This window comes from Parabacteroides timonensis (genome assembly GCF_900128505.1).
GTDB lineage: Bacteria > Bacteroidota > Bacteroidia > Bacteroidales > Tannerellaceae > Parabacteroides > Parabacteroides timonensis.
On sequence record NZ_LT669941.1, the window covers coordinates 3,269,403 to 3,283,556 of the forward strand.

Consider the following 14,154-nt stretch of genomic DNA (forward strand, 5'->3'; position numbering starts at 1 on the left):
TTCATCAAAGGTATTTCTTGAAACTATATTTATCACGTAAAGACTGTTGCTCTTCGAGACTTAATGAAGTGAAATAGGCTTTCCAGCCCGGGCAAAAATTAATATGCCAACGCCAGAATTTCCCTATCAGTGACTGGGGAGTCCGGTCATATTTAGCCCGCAAAGGGCATTTTACACATTGGTGTTTCATAAATTTGATTTTACGGATATCTACAAATGTAGTAAAAAACCTTATTTAGTCAGTTCTTTTCCATTTGTTTTACTAATTCTTTCTATTTTTGTACTCAGTATTCTTCGGGGCAGGGTGAGACTCCCTACCGGCGGTGACAGTCCGCGACTCCTCTGGATATATTACAGGGGACTGATCCGGTGAAATTCCGGAACCGACAGTTAAAGTCTGGATGAGAGAAGAAGACAGTATAACTTATATGACATTTTTACCAACATATTATATATATGTAGGAGAAATGTTGCATATACTCCCCTTTGCCCTGTTGCATACCTTACTTTATAAAAAACTAATAACAGGGTTTGAAAATGAAAACAATTAAAGACTTCGGAGTTGATTACAAGGAACGCGTAGAAAAAGCAATCAGTTATTTACAGGCAGGAAAAGGTATTTTACTTGTCGATGATGAGAACAGGGAAAATGAAGGTGATATTATTTACTCCGCAGAAAAGATGACGGTTAAAGATATGGCCCTGATGATTCGTGAATGCAGTGGGATCGTCTGCCTTTGCCTTACCCCCGAGAAATGCCGGTCACTCGGCCTGCCTCAGATGGTAGAAGAAAACTCCAGTAAAAACCAGACAGCCTTCACGATCTCGATAGAAGCCAAAGAAGGCGTCACCACCGGTGTTTCGGCAGTCGACAGAATACAGACAATAAAAACAGCAATCGCCCGGGAAGCAAAACCAGAAGACTTATCCCATCCGGGCCATGTATTCCCCCTACAAGCAAGAGAAAATGGAGTCCTGGAAAGAAGAGGACATACGGAAGGAAGTGTAGATCTCGTAAAACTTGCCGGCCTGGGAGATACAGCTGTTCTTTGTGAACTGACAAACGAAGACGGAACAATGGCTCGCCTTCCTGAAATTATCCGTTTCGCCACACAACATGACATGACTGTTGTCTCTGTTGACGATATATGCAAACACAGAGAGCAAAGTATCATTTTAACACAAACCAAAAGAATATACCCTATATGCAATAAAAAGATTGACATATTTTAAATACATCAAAACATTTTTTGATTTCAAAATGACATTTCATATCTTTGTTGCGTAAACAAAAGACGACAGCATCGAACATGAATATACGCAAAGAAGATAAACCGTCCATTCTGCTGATATATACAGGAGGAACCATTGGGATGATCAAAAATCCCGAAACAGGAACGCTGGAAGCTTTCAACTTCCAGCATCTCCTGGAACATGTTCCGGAATTACAAGATGTGAAGTGCTCCATTTCTTCTATCCAGTTTGACCCGCCTATGGACTCTTCTGCGATGGGTCCGGAGTCCTGGCAAAAAATTGTACGGATAATAGCTGAGAATTATTCTACATACGATGGCTTTGTCGTTCTACATGGCACAGACACCATGGCCTTCACAGCCTCCGCCCTCAGTTTTATGCTGGAGAACCTGAACAAACCAGTTATCCTTACCGGTTCCCAGGTTCCAATAGGCATGTTGCGAACCGACGGCAAGGAAAACCTGATCACAGCTATCGAGATAGCAGCTGCCAAAGAAAATGATATACCGGTTGTTCCCGAAGTCTGTATTTTCTTCGAAAACGACTTATTGCGAGGAAACCGTTCCAGCAAGATAAACGCAGACTATTTCAATGCTTTCCAATCCTATAATTATCCGGTACTGGCCCATGCCGGGATCTCCATTAATTACGATACGGCACAAATCTATCGTCCGGTTTCAAGAAAGCCGTTGAAGCCCCATTATAAACTCGATTGTCATATTGCCATCCTCAAACTCTTTCCGGGAATATCACCGCAAGTAGTAGAGAGCATTTTAAATATCCCTGATCTGAAAGGAGTGGTTATGGAAACCTTCGGCAGCGGTAACGCTCCCTCCGAAGAATGGTTCCTGAACATGCTGAAAGAAGCCGTAGACCGGGGACTCGTAATCGTAAACGTTACCCAATGCCATGCCGGAAGCGTAGAGATGCACCGGTACGAAACAGGATATAAACTTTTGGAAGCCGGTGTGGCAAGCGGGTTCGACAGTACGACAGAATGCGCCGTCACCAAACTTATGTTTCTCTTCGGACAAGGACTGACACCCGAAGAAGTAAAGGAACATATACATTGTTCGCTGATCGGTGAAGTAACCGTCCCGGAAAATTTCTATACAGGCAATTAATATAAACATTATAAAACAACGTATTAATATGAATACAGAATTTACAGGAAAAACCCGCACTGAGAGTGATCTGATCGGTGCTCGAGAAATACCGGCCGAAGCATTATACGGCGTACAAACACTCAGAGGGATCGAGAATTTCTCCATCAGCAAATTCCACCTCAACGAATATCCGTTATTTATTAACGGACTAGCGATCACTAAATTGGCAGCAGCCGAAGCTAACTACGCCCTGGAACTACTGACAGACGAACAATACCGCGCCATCACACAGGCTTGCCGCGAAATATTGGACGGACAGCACCACGAACAATTCCCGGTCGACATGATCCAGGGAGGTGCCGGCACGACCACCAACATGAACGCCAACGAAGTCATAGCCAACCGTGCCCTTGAAATCATGGGACATCAGCGGGGAGAATACACCTACTGCTCACCCAACGATCATGTGAACCGTTCGCAATCGACCAACGATGCCTATCCGACAGCCATCCACCTAGGTATGTATGCCACACATCTCCGGTTGCTCCCTTATCTGGAAGCACTGATCGCTTCTTTCCGCAAAAAAGGAGAAGAATTTGCCCACATCATCAAAATGGGACGTACTCAACTGGAAGACGCTGTTCCAATGACCCTAGGACAAACATTCAATGGCTTCGCCAGTATCCTACAGGATGAAATTACTCACTTGGATCATGCTGCAAATGATTTCCTGACTGTCAATATGGGAGCAACAGCTATCGGTACAGGCATTTGCGCAGAACCGGGATATGCAGAAAAATGTATCGAAGCCCTGCGTGAAATTACCGGATGGGATATCAAACTGTCTGCCGATCTGGTTGGTGCAACCTCCGACACTTCCTGCCTGGTTGGTTATGCCGCAGCCATGAAGCGGGTAGCTGTCAAAATAAATAAGATATGCAACGACCTTCGCCTATTGGCAAGCGGGCCGCGCTGTGGATTAGGCGAGTTCAATCTGCCAGCTATGCAACCTGGTTCTTCCATCATGCCGGGAAAAGTAAATCCGGTTATCCCGGAAGTAATGAACCAGATCGCCTATAAGGTGATCGGTAACGAGCTTTGTGTAACAATGGCCGGCGAAGCTGCCCAAATGGAGCTGAATGCAATGGAGCCGGTTATGGCACAATGCTGCTTCGAGTCTGCCGAATTACTTATGAATGGCTTTGAAACACTGCGTACCCTTTGTATAGAAGGAATAGTTGCCAACGCCGAACATTGTATCGAAGAAGTACATCACAGTATTGGAGTGGTGACCGCCTTAAACCCGGTTATCGGTTATAAAAATTCCACGAAAATAGCCAAAGAGGCGCTGGAGACAGGTAAAAGCGTATATCAACTGGTATTGGATCACGGCATCCTGACAAAGGAACAGCTGGATACGATCTTAAGTCCGGAAAATATGATCCATCCTGTGAAGCTGGACATTCATCCTGCCAAATAAACAATCGTTTCGATTTACTATAATCTAAAAAGAGGTGTATCAGGATATATCCAGGTACACCTCTTTTATTAATTTCCATCTTTCTTATTCTCCCGTCCTATAGTACATCCGGATCAAATTAGGTATTATTTGAAATTTATATCAGCCTTACGGGCTTGAGAATGCTGGAATTGCCGCTTAATTGCATACAATACGCCATCTTTGATAAATTTCGCACCGGTCTGTTTGAACCAGAAAGAGACTCCATTTTCCACACAGACGTCGTGCAAGGCCATCACCCAATCGAAATCACATGGACGGGCTTCAATGCCGGACTCGCCACCCACAACCACCTGCTCAACCCATCCGCCGATATGATAGGGACGTAGATCTATCGCTCCCAGTAAAGGTTCACAAATAATGACTTTATGCCTGATCGGAGCCGCTTTATAAATAGGCAGGCGGTAATCGGCACATTCCTGGTTCTCGATCGTGCAACAGATTGTGACGTTCGCATATCCTTCCCCCCAATCGCCTGGCATACAAGTAGAAAAACGATCGATCCGCTTGGTAATCATCATAAATTCAAGATCACTTCGTTCCCGCATCATCCTCCATGCTTCAGCGCGCCAACCGTCGGCATCCTCGACAAAGAAATCAGAGGAGAAACAGGTGTATACATATGTTCCCGAAGGAATCTTGTATTCGCCGTTACGCTTTTTTTGTATGGGCAAATCGAAACTTTTCGTTTGTGTCACCACCGAACTGTCTATGTTTCTTTTTGCATCACCCCGGTAAACATAGCAATGCTTACATCCCTGACTTAACTTATGGCAGCCGTGCCACAAGTTCCACATCTTCGATTTTTTTATTATAGCATTCGTCGGCATCCGAAAAAGTATTTATACGCAAAGGTAACACAAAAGGGCAGATACCGGCAAAAAGAAGCCGAACGATTACGCATCCGGCTAATTATCTGTTTTCAATGATTGCAAACTTTCGTTATGTCAACCGTAAAACCATCATTCAACGGCATGAATTTCCCTTTTTCCTTCAGGAACTCTATCAGGTCATCGACACTCATATATTCTGCCGAACAGGCATAAAAACGCTGAGTTTCACCGAACCGATCAATGATAGCCGCCCTTAAAGAGGCTTCCGAGTAACTGTTGCCTTCCATCATATGAAGGACTTCATGAGCATGTAACTGTTCCATAGTCTGATTATTTAATTATTTGGAACAAAGATACAGGATATATATATCTTAAAATGTAACATATGTGACAGTCGCGGATTCAGCCTTTATTTTTTAAACAATACGATACACAAATCGCTTATATAATCATAGAAACATATTTATAATTAAGATTATGAGAGAGATGAAGAAATGGGGAATAGCATTGCTGGCAATTACCGCAAGTGCAGGATTTAATCCATCGGACGCCTGTACAAGAGTGGTTTACGAGGGAAAGGACAATACAATACTGACAGGCCGCACAATGGACTGGAAAGAAGATACTCATAGCAACCTCTGGATATTTCCACGAGGCATGAAACGCAATGGAGAAATAGGTAAAAATCCACTTGAATGGACTTCAAAATACGGAAGCGTAGTAACTTCCGCCTATGATATTTGCAGCACAGACGGAATGAACGAAAAAGGATTGGTAGCTAACCTGCTCTGGCTGGCTGAGTCGGAATATCCACAGTGGGACGGTAAAAAACCGGGACTTTCCATTGCCGCTTGGGTGCAATACATGCTGGATAATTTTGCGACGGTAGATGATGCGGTCGCCTTTGTAGAAAAGGGAACGTTCGAAGTCGTTTCGGACATGATGCCCGACGGCACACGAATGGCAACTTTGCACCTGTCGATATCCGACACAGAGGGAGATAATGCAATCTTTGAATACATAAACGGGAAATTGAATATCCATCACAGCAAATCGTACCAGGTGATGACCAACTCACCGGTGTTCGACCAGCAACTGGCCCTCGACGATTATTGGAAGAATATCGGAGGAACGACTTTCCTACCGGGAACAAACCGGGCAGCGGATCGTTTTGTAAGGGCGTCGTTCTATATCAATGCCATACCGAAGGTAGACGACACACGCATGGCCGTAGCCAGTGTATTCAGCGTAATCCGTAACACATCTGTTCCATTGGGTATCACGACACCCGACCAACCGAATATATCATCCACGCGATGGAGAACTGTTTCCGATCAGAAAAACAAGGTCTATTACTTTGAGTCGACTACTTATCCGAATATCTTCTGGGTAGATTTCAAAGATGTGGATTTTTCAGCAAACGCACCAGTCAAAAAACTCGACCTGCTGCATGGTAAAACATATGCCGGTAACACGGCCGATCAGTTCGTGGCCACTCAGCCGTTCAAATTCTTAGGAGTTCATTAAGAGCTCCTTTTTTTATATACAGACTCTGGGGTTATGCTGAGCAAAGCTTTGTCCGCAAATCATTTTGATAGGCATCCATAAACTTCTCCAAATCGAAAAAAAGGTAAGAGAGTACTTTCAGGAAGGGGTTTTTCATCCGGATGGTTTCGGTCGATGTGAAATGAGTACCACCTGTACTTGTTTCCTCCAGTTCTCCTTTCCAATGTCCGGTAAATCCATTCGCCTTGATAATATCGAATTCATAAAGCGAAAAAGGTTCTTTGCGGGTAGTTTTGAAACGAATGACGGAGCCGTTTTTGGCGATCTCGTCCCAGACTTCTATTCCATCCTGGCTTTCAAGGATAATTATTTCTTCCAGGTCGCTACGGTAACCATAATCGACATTGTTGATAAGCACGTTATAGACTTTTTCGGGTGACGCATTATAAAAGCATTGCCGGGAGCCGACTCTTTCGCCCGGTAGCAAAAGACCGGTTATAAGTACTAATACAATAATCCCCACTACAACAATAAGAAAGTAAATCAACATAGCCATCTTTTTATATTTTATTCTTCGCATAAAGTAAAGCACACAAATTGTTTCTTTTTCAGGTTCACCGCTTCGATTTCAAGCGGTTTCAAACAAATCATAATCACCTGAATATCTGATCGTTTACAAAAGTAACCAATTTAAATCAATAAAGAAAAATTATATCCTTAAAACAGCCTTCCCATCCGATAGCAAACCAAGAACACGTTGCCGGTCATATAAATTTAAAAGGAAGCAGGAACGGTAAAATGAAAAAGAGGTGAGAGGGAATGTATATAAAAAATTAAAGCCTGTCTCACGACAAGCCCTAACCAACTTTGTTAACCTTAAATCTAATACTATTATGAAAAAACCACAGTACAAAGATACTGTTGCAAAGAGGTTTTGTCAAGCTTTTTCAGGCCAATATTTGTTAAGTTTGAAGGACTGTATCGCCAAAAAGTGTTAGTGAAGATAAAACTTTATACAATACAGGCAAAAACTGCTAATTTTAACAATTAAAGAGTGCTTTTTCCAGCCAAAAAGAACACCCTCCCGACTAAAGTACCAACTCCGAGAATAACTTTTCGAACGTAGCTTCCAGATCTTCCGAAAATCCCGGATGCGGACGTGAAGTTTGTATCGAAGAACTGCGTACGGCTGTCAGCCAACGGAACCGTTCGGGAATATCCATCGCGGCGATCGGACCGCCCTCTTTTGTCCCGGAACAGATATGGTCGAATACTTTCAGACTGGCGTATAACGACTCCAGATCCAGCTCGGAAGAGAACAGGCAGATCTTCTCTTCGTCCACCTGATAGCGCGCTTTTATATACTTAGCCCGTTTAGAGAACAGGATAATGCCCACGTTGATAAACTCCTCACGTTCCACCCGGGGAACAAAGCGGATTACGGCGTATTCATATAAGTGCTTTCCTTGCATGTTGCGCTTCTTTTATAAATGTGTCTGAATGGGCGATCCTTTCGTTTAAAAACTCCATGTATATTTCCTTTATATCCTGCGGTGTGCCGGGACTGTCGTTCCATTGCAACCAGTCATCGGAAATCAGTTCGACGATCTCCTGTATTTTTTGCGGTGTCAACAGACATTTAAATTCAGCATCGACTTCTTCCAACAGGGAAGCTTCAGGCAATAACGCATGATCTTTGACCTGGACAAACGGGCTTAAGGCATGCTTGTGCCAGTTCGACCATGAATAATGGAAATAGAGCGAGGCACCATGATCGATCAGCCATAATTCCTTGTGCCACATCAGCATATTGGTATTACGCGTGGTACGATCTACGTTAGTCAGCAAGGCATCGAGCCAGACAATTTGCGAAGCAGTTTTCGCACCGGCTTTATTCACGACAGGATCGTAGGTCAGTGCACCCGACAGGAAATGGAGCCCGAGGTTCAGTCCGCGGCTGGCCTGCAAAAGGTCTTGTATCTCCTCATCCCCCTCGGTACGGCCGAAAGCCTCGTCGAGGTTCAAAAAGACCAGTTCGGGCACACGGAAACCCAATGCACGTGCTATTTCGCCACCGACCAATTCGGCGATCAGGGCTTTAGTTCCATGACCGGCTCCCCTGAACTTAACGACATATTTATATCCGTCGTCGGCCTCCGCCAGCGCAGGCAACGAGCCGCCTTCGCGTAAAGGCATGATATATCTGACTACATTCGCTGTTCGCAATTCCATATTCAAAATGCTTTTGACAAAGATAAAGATAGTTCCGGTTCATACAAAAAGAAATTGCATTCCCGTACCTAACGACAATTCATACTATTTTATAGATATTCCCCGGCAGCGTCCTGATCCGTCCGTTCATCTCCAACTCAAACAGAAGGGAAAACAGTTCCCGGACAGGCTGATTCAGAAGCAAAGCCAGACGGTCGATATGCATTTCGCCTTTCTCACGGAGAAGGGCCAGGATCGCTTCTGTCCGGTCGCTTGCTTCAAAAAACAATTCAGCCTGGACAGGGACAGGCGCCCCTTGCTTCTCCACATCCCAACAAAGAGCGCTCACCAGATCGGCAGCAGAGGTTATCAATCCCGCTTTATTCTGACGGATCAGGGCATTACAACCTTTGGAATGGAGATCGCTTACCCGACCCGGAAAGGCATAGACATCGCGGCCATAAGAAAAAGCGATATCAGCCGTAATCAGCGAACCACCTTTCTCGGCAGATTCGATCACGACCGTAGCGTCTGCCAGCCCGGCAACAATCCTGTTGCGTTTGACAAAGTTTGGCTTATCGGGTTCCGTACCACTGGGAAAGTCAGACAACAATCCGCCGCCCCGTTGTAACATCTCTACGGCAGTAGAACGGTGGGCCGGAGGATAAATACGGTCGAGTCCGTGGGCCAATACACCGACAGTCGGCAACCCGGTTCTGAGCGCACTGCGATGAGCACAAACATCGATGCCATAGGCAAGTCCGCTTACAATCAGAAGGTCAGGAAAGGATAACGACAGGGTTTGTACCAGTTCTTCCGTTACAGCCCTGCCATATTCCGTTGCGTGGCGCGTCCCGACAATACTAATGATACGGGCAGCATCGAGGTCGGCCGTTCCTTTATAATAAAAAAGTACAGGGGCATCGGAGCATTCCTTTAAACGTTTGGGATAAGTTTCATCTGCCAGATAATAGCAGGTGATCTGGTTCTTTTCAATAAAGGCTAACTCTCTTTCAGCCTGCAGAAGAACCTCCGGGCGTTTGATCTCGGCAGCCGTAAGGCTCCCGATGCCCGGTATCTTCTCCAGATTCTGCTTCTTTTCCGTAAAGACTGCCTCTGCATCGCCCAAGGCCTGCAGAAGCTGACGGGCCAGGATATCTCCCACCCCGTTTATCATAGTTAAGCCAATTTGGTAAATCTGTTTGTCGGTCATGATCTATATCATAGTTTATCTTGTATCCTTTTAAGCATTTCATCGAAGTATTCGCCCCGGGTCAGTTTCCCATCCTGTACAACAACAGATTCCACTTTCCCTTTCGTTGCCAGTGTGCCGTCGGAGGCCCGGTAAATATCCTGTTCAAAAACCAGTTTCACTCCTTTCTTATAGACATTCAGACAGGAAATATAACTGTCCCCACTCTTTAAGGAAGTCTTGAAGTCGATATCCACATGGGAAACAAACCCATCGACACCTTTATCGTGCATCGCACCGAAGTTTTCTCCCAGCGACTCAAGGAACTCATGACGGGTATGTTCCATATAATGCTGATAGTTGGCATTATTCACCACTCCTTGCAGGTCGCATTCATAGTCGCGTACCTTATCGGTCAGTTTAAAGATATACTCTTTCATTTATTTCAGTTCTTTGTTGTTATTATTTTCGGATACCATTTTATAGAGTCGGTCGGAAGGACGTACCTTCTCCGATACCTTGAAGGAGAAACGTTCGCCTTTGACTGTTTCCTCTACGGCTTGCAGATCTACACGTATTTCGTCGATCGTCTGCATCACGGCGCCTGTTGTCGGGCCGGTAATCAGAATCTCATCGCCTACCTTCAGCGTACCTGATTCCATTTCGAATTCTGCCACGCCGATGCCGCTGAAATATTTAATACCTTTTGCCACATATACCTTTTTCTTTGTCGAGCCGGAACCGTATTTGCTGCTCCATTCGCCCAGGCGTTGTCCGAGGTAATAGCCATCCCAGAAACCGCGGTTGAAGACACTCTTCAAACGTTCGTCCCAAGCGGCGATCTTCTCTTCATCGTACGTCCCGCTGCAATAAGCCTTGACGGCTTCCTTATAACATTCGGTGACGATGCGCACGTATTCGGGACCGCGGGCACGGCCTTCGATCTTGAATACACGAACGCCTGCATCCATCATCTTGTTCATGAAATGGATCGTCTTCAGGTCTTTGGGCGACATGATGTACTGGTTCTCGATATCCAGTTCGATATTGCTGTCCTTATCTTTCACTGTATAGCCACGACGGCAGATCTGCATGCAAGCCCCCCGGTTGGCAGAAGCATTCATTTCATGCAAACTCAGATAGCATTTGCCGGATACGGCCATGCACAGAGCACCGTGTGCAAACATTTCGATACGGATCAGTTCACCCCGCGGCCCAACGATCTGCTGTTCAACAATCTGCCGGTAGATTTCGGAAACCTGTGTAAGATTCAGTTCGCGGGCCAATACAACGACATCGGCAAACTGGGCGTAAAACTTCAGTGCCTCCACATTCGATATATTCAATTGGGTAGAAAGATGCACTTCCTGTCCGATCCGGTTCGCATAACTCATAGCAGCCACATCCGCAGCGATGATGGCAGAAACTTCAGCCGCCTTTGCAGCATCGATAATCTCACGCATCAATGCCAGGTCTTCCCCGTAAATAACGGTATTGACAGTCAGATAACTTTTGATACCATGTTCTTTACAAATGGAAACGATCTTACGCAAATCGTCGGTGGTGAAATTGTTGGAAGAGCGCGAACGCATATTCAGTCCTTCAATACCGAAATAGATGGAGTCGGCGCCTCCCTGGATAGCTGCCATCAACGACTCGTACGAGCCGACCGGAGCCATTATTTCAAATTCTTTTTCGTTCAAAGCTGTTTGGTTTTAAATTAGAAACCACAAAGATACGGCTTTCTTCGCATACTTCTAAGATAAAAGGGGTTAACTTTTAACTCGTTGCCGGATACATTTCTATCGGATCAACGCAGATGATAGATCGTAACCAACGGATTCGAATCTTCCGTTACCTCTTGCAACACCGGGTGTTTCTTCAAGTCCGGATATTTCTCTTTCAGATATTCAATCTCCACAGCCGTATTAAACTGTATCATCAGCTTTTTAGCCGGATAAGAAAAATAAGGCCAGACGGGAAGACCGCCATCCGTTTCATTACGGATACCAATACCGGTCAATGCCCTGTTGTATTTGAATAGTTCCATGCCGTCGATAGTTGATGTTTCACGGCTCAACGCACCGGTCGCCTTATCCAGACTGTATAAAAAGAATTTAGATTGGTCGGAGCTTTGGAAGCATTTAACAAAATAAGAGTGGGGCGTTTCGAAGATATTGAAGATGCCGTATGTACCGTCGACAGACGCATTTCCGGTTTTAGACGAACGCATCTCTTTTTCCTCCGAAGCAGAATAACCGTTGTCGATAAGGAAAGCCGGCGAGATAGTCTTCGCATTCACGTTCCAAACAGTATCCGTCCCTTCCGAATAGCAAAGCCAACCATCCATACTTCCATTATATATCCATGCTTTCAGGCTCGTTTCCTCCAACGGCATTAAATTCATATTCCCGATCGTCGGACAAAGCGCGATCGTATCATCCGTAGCCCAGTTAAAGATTCCCAGACTGAACATCCCCGGAACATTCAACGGGATATACATTCGTCCTAATTCAGCCATCGTGTTCGGGCCAACGGAAAGTTGATAAGAATAAGGACGCAGGTTGGTTACTTTCTTGATAAACTCTCCATAAAAAGAGTAGAAAGAGGTGGAAAAGTATTCGCTGACACAGAAAAGGCGGTTCTCTTCATCGATAGTAAGCGATATGATCTGTCCCGTCTCTCCCGGGCCGTTTCCGGTCTTTGCCACAGTACGAAGGTAATGCCCTTTGCGGTCGAACTGCAAAATACCGTCCTGCCGGGTGGAATAGATAAATATGTATTCATCGGAAACACACATATCCAATATATTGGCGATCAAAGACTCGTCGGTCAGTTCCAGGGGAACGTATTCGATCGATTCTATTTCGTCTACTATTTCCACCTGCCCGGAAGCAAAACTTTTTGCCGTCAGATCGATCTGAAGTAATTCGCCAGAAGACTGTTTCGATCCGCATCCGGTAAAAATAAGAGTGGCTATTATAAGCCCGAACAATACCTTTTTCATACGCTTTTTTCAGACAAAAGTAGGAGAATGCCTCTTTTCACGGTTTCACATCAGTTCACATCTACTTAAAAATCACGAATAAAGGCATCGCAAAGCTCCGGTGTCCCCTTTTCTCCCGTCACTTTCTGGTAGAGTCGGACACGGCGCATCGAAATAGCCTGATTCGTACAACAAAGCAACATGGCTATTACTGAAGGGGGAACATCCATTTTGATCAGGCAACACATGCGCCACTCCTGTTCACTCAACTTCGGTATCTTCCTTTTCAGCCGTTCACGAAATTCGGGATAGGCACTGTTCACTGCCTGCAATAACTCTTCCCAATCTTTGGGGACGGGTTTCCATTCTTCTTTTCTGTGGAAACGCTGATACACTTCGGATGATTGGAATTCAGCTTCAGACAATGCAACGATGGTCTTCCTCTTCCAGTAACGGAAATATCCCCAGATCCCGATACCGCAAAAGATCGACAGGGTGATCCAGATGTAAATATGTCCTTTTTGTGTCTTTTGGGCATTCGATAAACGGTTCTCCCACATTTTCTGTTCCGAAGTAAAAAGGAGCTGGGCTATCTGGTTCTGCTCCTTTTCCTGTCGCAGGGTGGATAAATAATGGTAATAGTTTTTGCGATAGAAGTCTGCCTGCAAACTATCTCCACGACTTTCGGCAATCCGGGACAGAGAAATATATAAATGTGGATGGGAAGAAGGCACATGACTCAAATTGTTCCCGGCTTCTTCCAATCGGCCAAGAGAAATCTGCAGATCAGCCAGAGCCAGATAGAGTTCTGCTTTCACCTCTTCGGAGACTCCTTGTCCGAGTTCTGCTTTCAATAATATTTCGGCCTCTTCACTATTTCCTCTCTGTTGTAAAATCTTTGCCTGCCCGATCCGGTAACCGCCCATCTGATAGTAATAAAAGGCACTGTCTGCTTCTCCCGACAGCCTATAAACGTCACCCATATCCCGGTAAATCGCCATTCGTAACGAGTCGCCGGTTATTTGTCCTGCGTAACACAAAGCTCTTTTCCCGCTTTGCAACGCCTCTTGTTTTAAAGATTGATTCCGGAAAATTCCTCCCATCCCCTGGTAAGCGAAAGAGAGAGCCACGCTATCTTCCTCCCTTTCAGCCAGACTGATTGCCTGCCGATATGTATCCAATGCCGGTAGGAATTGCAATCTGTCTCCATAGAAAGCAGCCTGCCGGAGAAGTTCCCGGGTAGTGACTACTTCTTTCCGTCCGCCGGAAGAGCAGGCTACAAGAAGATAAATGAAAAAGATTATTCCTGTTTTATACATTATCTATTGGTTCAAAATCTTTTTCGCTCAATACTGTTTGATTTTCAGATTAGAAGTAACAAAGATAAAACTTTCTTCTTATTCCCGGCATTCGGTATGATTACTTTTCATCCCTGCCTGTGTCCCCGCAATTTCCTCGGCAGGGAACTCCAGTTTCCCAGGCAGGGAACGCGCGTTTCTTCCGCAGGAAATTCCAGTTCCCTGCGGAGGGAACTGCAGTTTCCAAAG

Annotated in this window: 15 protein-coding genes and 1 riboswitch; of the genes, 4 read left to right on the forward strand and 11 right to left on the reverse strand. The window is 45.2% G+C overall.

What is annotated here, in order from left to right:
• Positions 1-4: 4 nt before the first annotated feature.
• The gene (locus tag BQ7394_RS20840; protein ID WP_075559168.1) at positions 5-190 is read right to left on the reverse strand and encodes a hypothetical protein; all 186 of its coding nucleotides are present in this window, start codon (positions 188-190) and stop codon (positions 5-7) included.
• A gap of 96 nt (positions 191-286) precedes the next feature.
• Positions 287-417: riboswitch (FMN riboswitch) on the forward strand.
• 120 nt (positions 418-537) lie between these two features.
• Here BQ7394_RS20840 and ribB point away from each other — a divergent pair.
• The 3 genes from ribB to BQ7394_RS20855 all read left to right on the forward strand — a co-directional run bounded on the left by ribB (position 538) and on the right by BQ7394_RS20855 (position 3,840).
• Positions 538-1,233, forward strand: a complete 696-nt coding sequence (gene ribB / locus BQ7394_RS20845) for a 3,4-dihydroxy-2-butanone-4-phosphate synthase (RefSeq protein WP_075559169.1) — start codon at positions 538-540, stop codon at positions 1,231-1,233.
• 77 nt (positions 1,234-1,310) lie between these two features.
• Positions 1,311-2,378, forward strand: a complete 1,068-nt coding sequence (locus tag BQ7394_RS20850; protein WP_075559170.1) for an asparaginase — start codon at positions 1,311-1,313, stop codon at positions 2,376-2,378.
• 28 nt (positions 2,379-2,406) lie between these two features.
• Positions 2,407-3,840 (forward strand): aspartate ammonia-lyase, encoded by a 1,434-nt coding sequence (locus BQ7394_RS20855; RefSeq protein WP_075559171.1) that lies wholly within the window; start codon positions 2,407-2,409, stop codon positions 3,838-3,840.
• A gap of 125 nt (positions 3,841-3,965) precedes the next feature.
• Here the strand turns inward: BQ7394_RS20855 and BQ7394_RS20860 are convergent, their stop codons facing one another.
• Positions 3,966-4,709 carry a DUF5131 family protein gene (locus BQ7394_RS20860; RefSeq protein ID WP_075559172.1) on the reverse strand — a complete coding sequence of 248 codons (744 nt, stop codon included), beginning with the start codon at positions 4,707-4,709 and terminating at the stop codon, positions 3,966-3,968.
• A gap of 92 nt (positions 4,710-4,801) precedes the next feature.
• Entirely contained in the window at positions 4,802-5,035 is a 234-nt protein-coding gene (locus BQ7394_RS20865; protein WP_075559173.1) for a YecH family metal-binding protein, read from the reverse strand.
• Between the two features lie 163 nt (positions 5,036-5,198).
• On the opposite strand from BQ7394_RS20865, the gene BQ7394_RS20870 reads away from it, so the two are divergent.
• Positions 5,199-6,239 (forward strand): linear amide C-N hydrolase, encoded by a 1,041-nt coding sequence (locus BQ7394_RS20870; protein WP_075560146.1) that lies wholly within the window; start codon positions 5,199-5,201, stop codon positions 6,237-6,239.
• Between the two features lie 31 nt (positions 6,240-6,270).
• On the opposite strand, the gene BQ7394_RS20875 is transcribed toward BQ7394_RS20870, so the two are convergent.
• The 8 genes from BQ7394_RS20875 to BQ7394_RS20915 all read right to left on the reverse strand — a co-directional run bounded on the left by BQ7394_RS20875 (position 6,271) and on the right by BQ7394_RS20915 (position 13,926).
• On the reverse strand, positions 6,271-6,774 hold the full coding sequence (locus BQ7394_RS20875; RefSeq protein WP_082212241.1) for an SRPBCC family protein: 504 nt from the start codon (positions 6,772-6,774) through the stop codon (positions 6,271-6,273).
• Positions 6,775-7,306: 532 nt separating this feature from the next.
• Positions 7,307-7,690 (reverse strand): DUF3037 domain-containing protein, encoded by a 384-nt coding sequence (locus BQ7394_RS20885; RefSeq protein ID WP_075559175.1) that lies wholly within the window; start codon positions 7,688-7,690, stop codon positions 7,307-7,309.
• The gene (locus tag BQ7394_RS20890) at positions 7,668-8,450 is read right to left on the reverse strand and encodes a HipA family kinase (protein WP_075559176.1); all 783 of its coding nucleotides are present in this window, start codon (positions 8,448-8,450) and stop codon (positions 7,668-7,670) included. Before BQ7394_RS20890 ends, BQ7394_RS20885 begins: the two co-directional genes overlap by 23 nt.
• Before the next feature lie 79 nt (positions 8,451-8,529).
• Positions 8,530-9,642 (reverse strand): DNA-processing protein DprA, encoded by a 1,113-nt coding sequence (dprA, locus tag BQ7394_RS20895; RefSeq protein WP_075559177.1) that lies wholly within the window; start codon positions 9,640-9,642, stop codon positions 8,530-8,532.
• 8 nt (positions 9,643-9,650) lie between these two features.
• On the reverse strand, positions 9,651-10,061 hold the full coding sequence (locus BQ7394_RS20900; RefSeq protein ID WP_075559178.1) for an acyl-CoA thioesterase: 411 nt from the start codon (positions 10,059-10,061) through the stop codon (positions 9,651-9,653).
• On the reverse strand, positions 10,062-11,324 hold the full coding sequence (locus tag BQ7394_RS20905; RefSeq protein WP_075559179.1) for a peptidase U32 family protein: 1,263 nt from the start codon (positions 11,322-11,324) through the stop codon (positions 10,062-10,064). It lies immediately after the preceding gene.
• Positions 11,325-11,431: 107 nt separating this feature from the next.
• Entirely contained in the window at positions 11,432-12,628 is a 1,197-nt protein-coding gene (locus BQ7394_RS20910; RefSeq protein ID WP_075559180.1) for a 6-bladed beta-propeller, read from the reverse strand.
• Between the two features lie 65 nt (positions 12,629-12,693).
• Entirely contained in the window at positions 12,694-13,926 is a 1,233-nt protein-coding gene (locus BQ7394_RS20915) for a hypothetical protein (RefSeq protein ID WP_235848789.1), read from the reverse strand.
• Positions 13,927-14,154 lie beyond the last annotated feature (228 nt).

Excerpts from the sequence above, each read along its gene's own strand:
- BQ7394_RS20840 (WP_075559168.1), bottom strand. The coding sequence starts at position 190 with ATGAAACACCAATGTGTAAAATGCCCTTTGCGGGCTAAATATGACCGG.
- ribB (WP_075559169.1), top strand. The coding sequence starts at position 538 with ATGAAAACAATTAAAGACTTCGGAGTTGATTACAAGGAACGCGTAGAA.
- BQ7394_RS20850 (WP_075559170.1), top strand. The coding sequence starts at position 1,311 with ATGAATATACGCAAAGAAGATAAACCGTCCATTCTGCTGATATATACA.
- BQ7394_RS20855 (WP_075559171.1), top strand. The coding sequence starts at position 2,407 with ATGAATACAGAATTTACAGGAAAAACCCGCACTGAGAGTGATCTGATC.
- BQ7394_RS20860 (WP_075559172.1), bottom strand. The coding sequence starts at position 4,709 with ATGCCGACGAATGCTATAATAAAAAAATCGAAGATGTGGAACTTGTGG.
- BQ7394_RS20865 (WP_075559173.1), bottom strand. The coding sequence starts at position 5,035 with ATGGAACAGTTACATGCTCATGAAGTCCTTCATATGATGGAAGGCAAC.
- BQ7394_RS20870 (WP_075560146.1), top strand. The coding sequence starts at position 5,199 with ATGAAGAAATGGGGAATAGCATTGCTGGCAATTACCGCAAGTGCAGGA.
- BQ7394_RS20875 (WP_082212241.1), bottom strand. The coding sequence starts at position 6,774 with ATGGCTATGTTGATTTACTTTCTTATTGTTGTAGTGGGGATTATTGTA.
- BQ7394_RS20885 (WP_075559175.1), bottom strand. The coding sequence starts at position 7,690 with ATGCAAGGAAAGCACTTATATGAATACGCCGTAATCCGCTTTGTTCCC.
- BQ7394_RS20890 (WP_075559176.1), bottom strand. The coding sequence starts at position 8,450 with ATGGAATTGCGAACAGCGAATGTAGTCAGATATATCATGCCTTTACGC.
- dprA (WP_075559177.1), bottom strand. The coding sequence starts at position 9,642 with ATGACCGACAAACAGATTTACCAAATTGGCTTAACTATGATAAACGGG.
- BQ7394_RS20900 (WP_075559178.1), bottom strand. The coding sequence starts at position 10,061 with ATGAAAGAGTATATCTTTAAACTGACCGATAAGGTACGCGACTATGAA.
- BQ7394_RS20910 (WP_075559180.1), bottom strand. The coding sequence starts at position 12,628 with ATGAAAAAGGTATTGTTCGGGCTTATAATAGCCACTCTTATTTTTACC.
- BQ7394_RS20915 (WP_235848789.1), bottom strand. The coding sequence starts at position 13,926 with ATGTATAAAACAGGAATAATCTTTTTCATTTATCTTCTTGTAGCCTGC.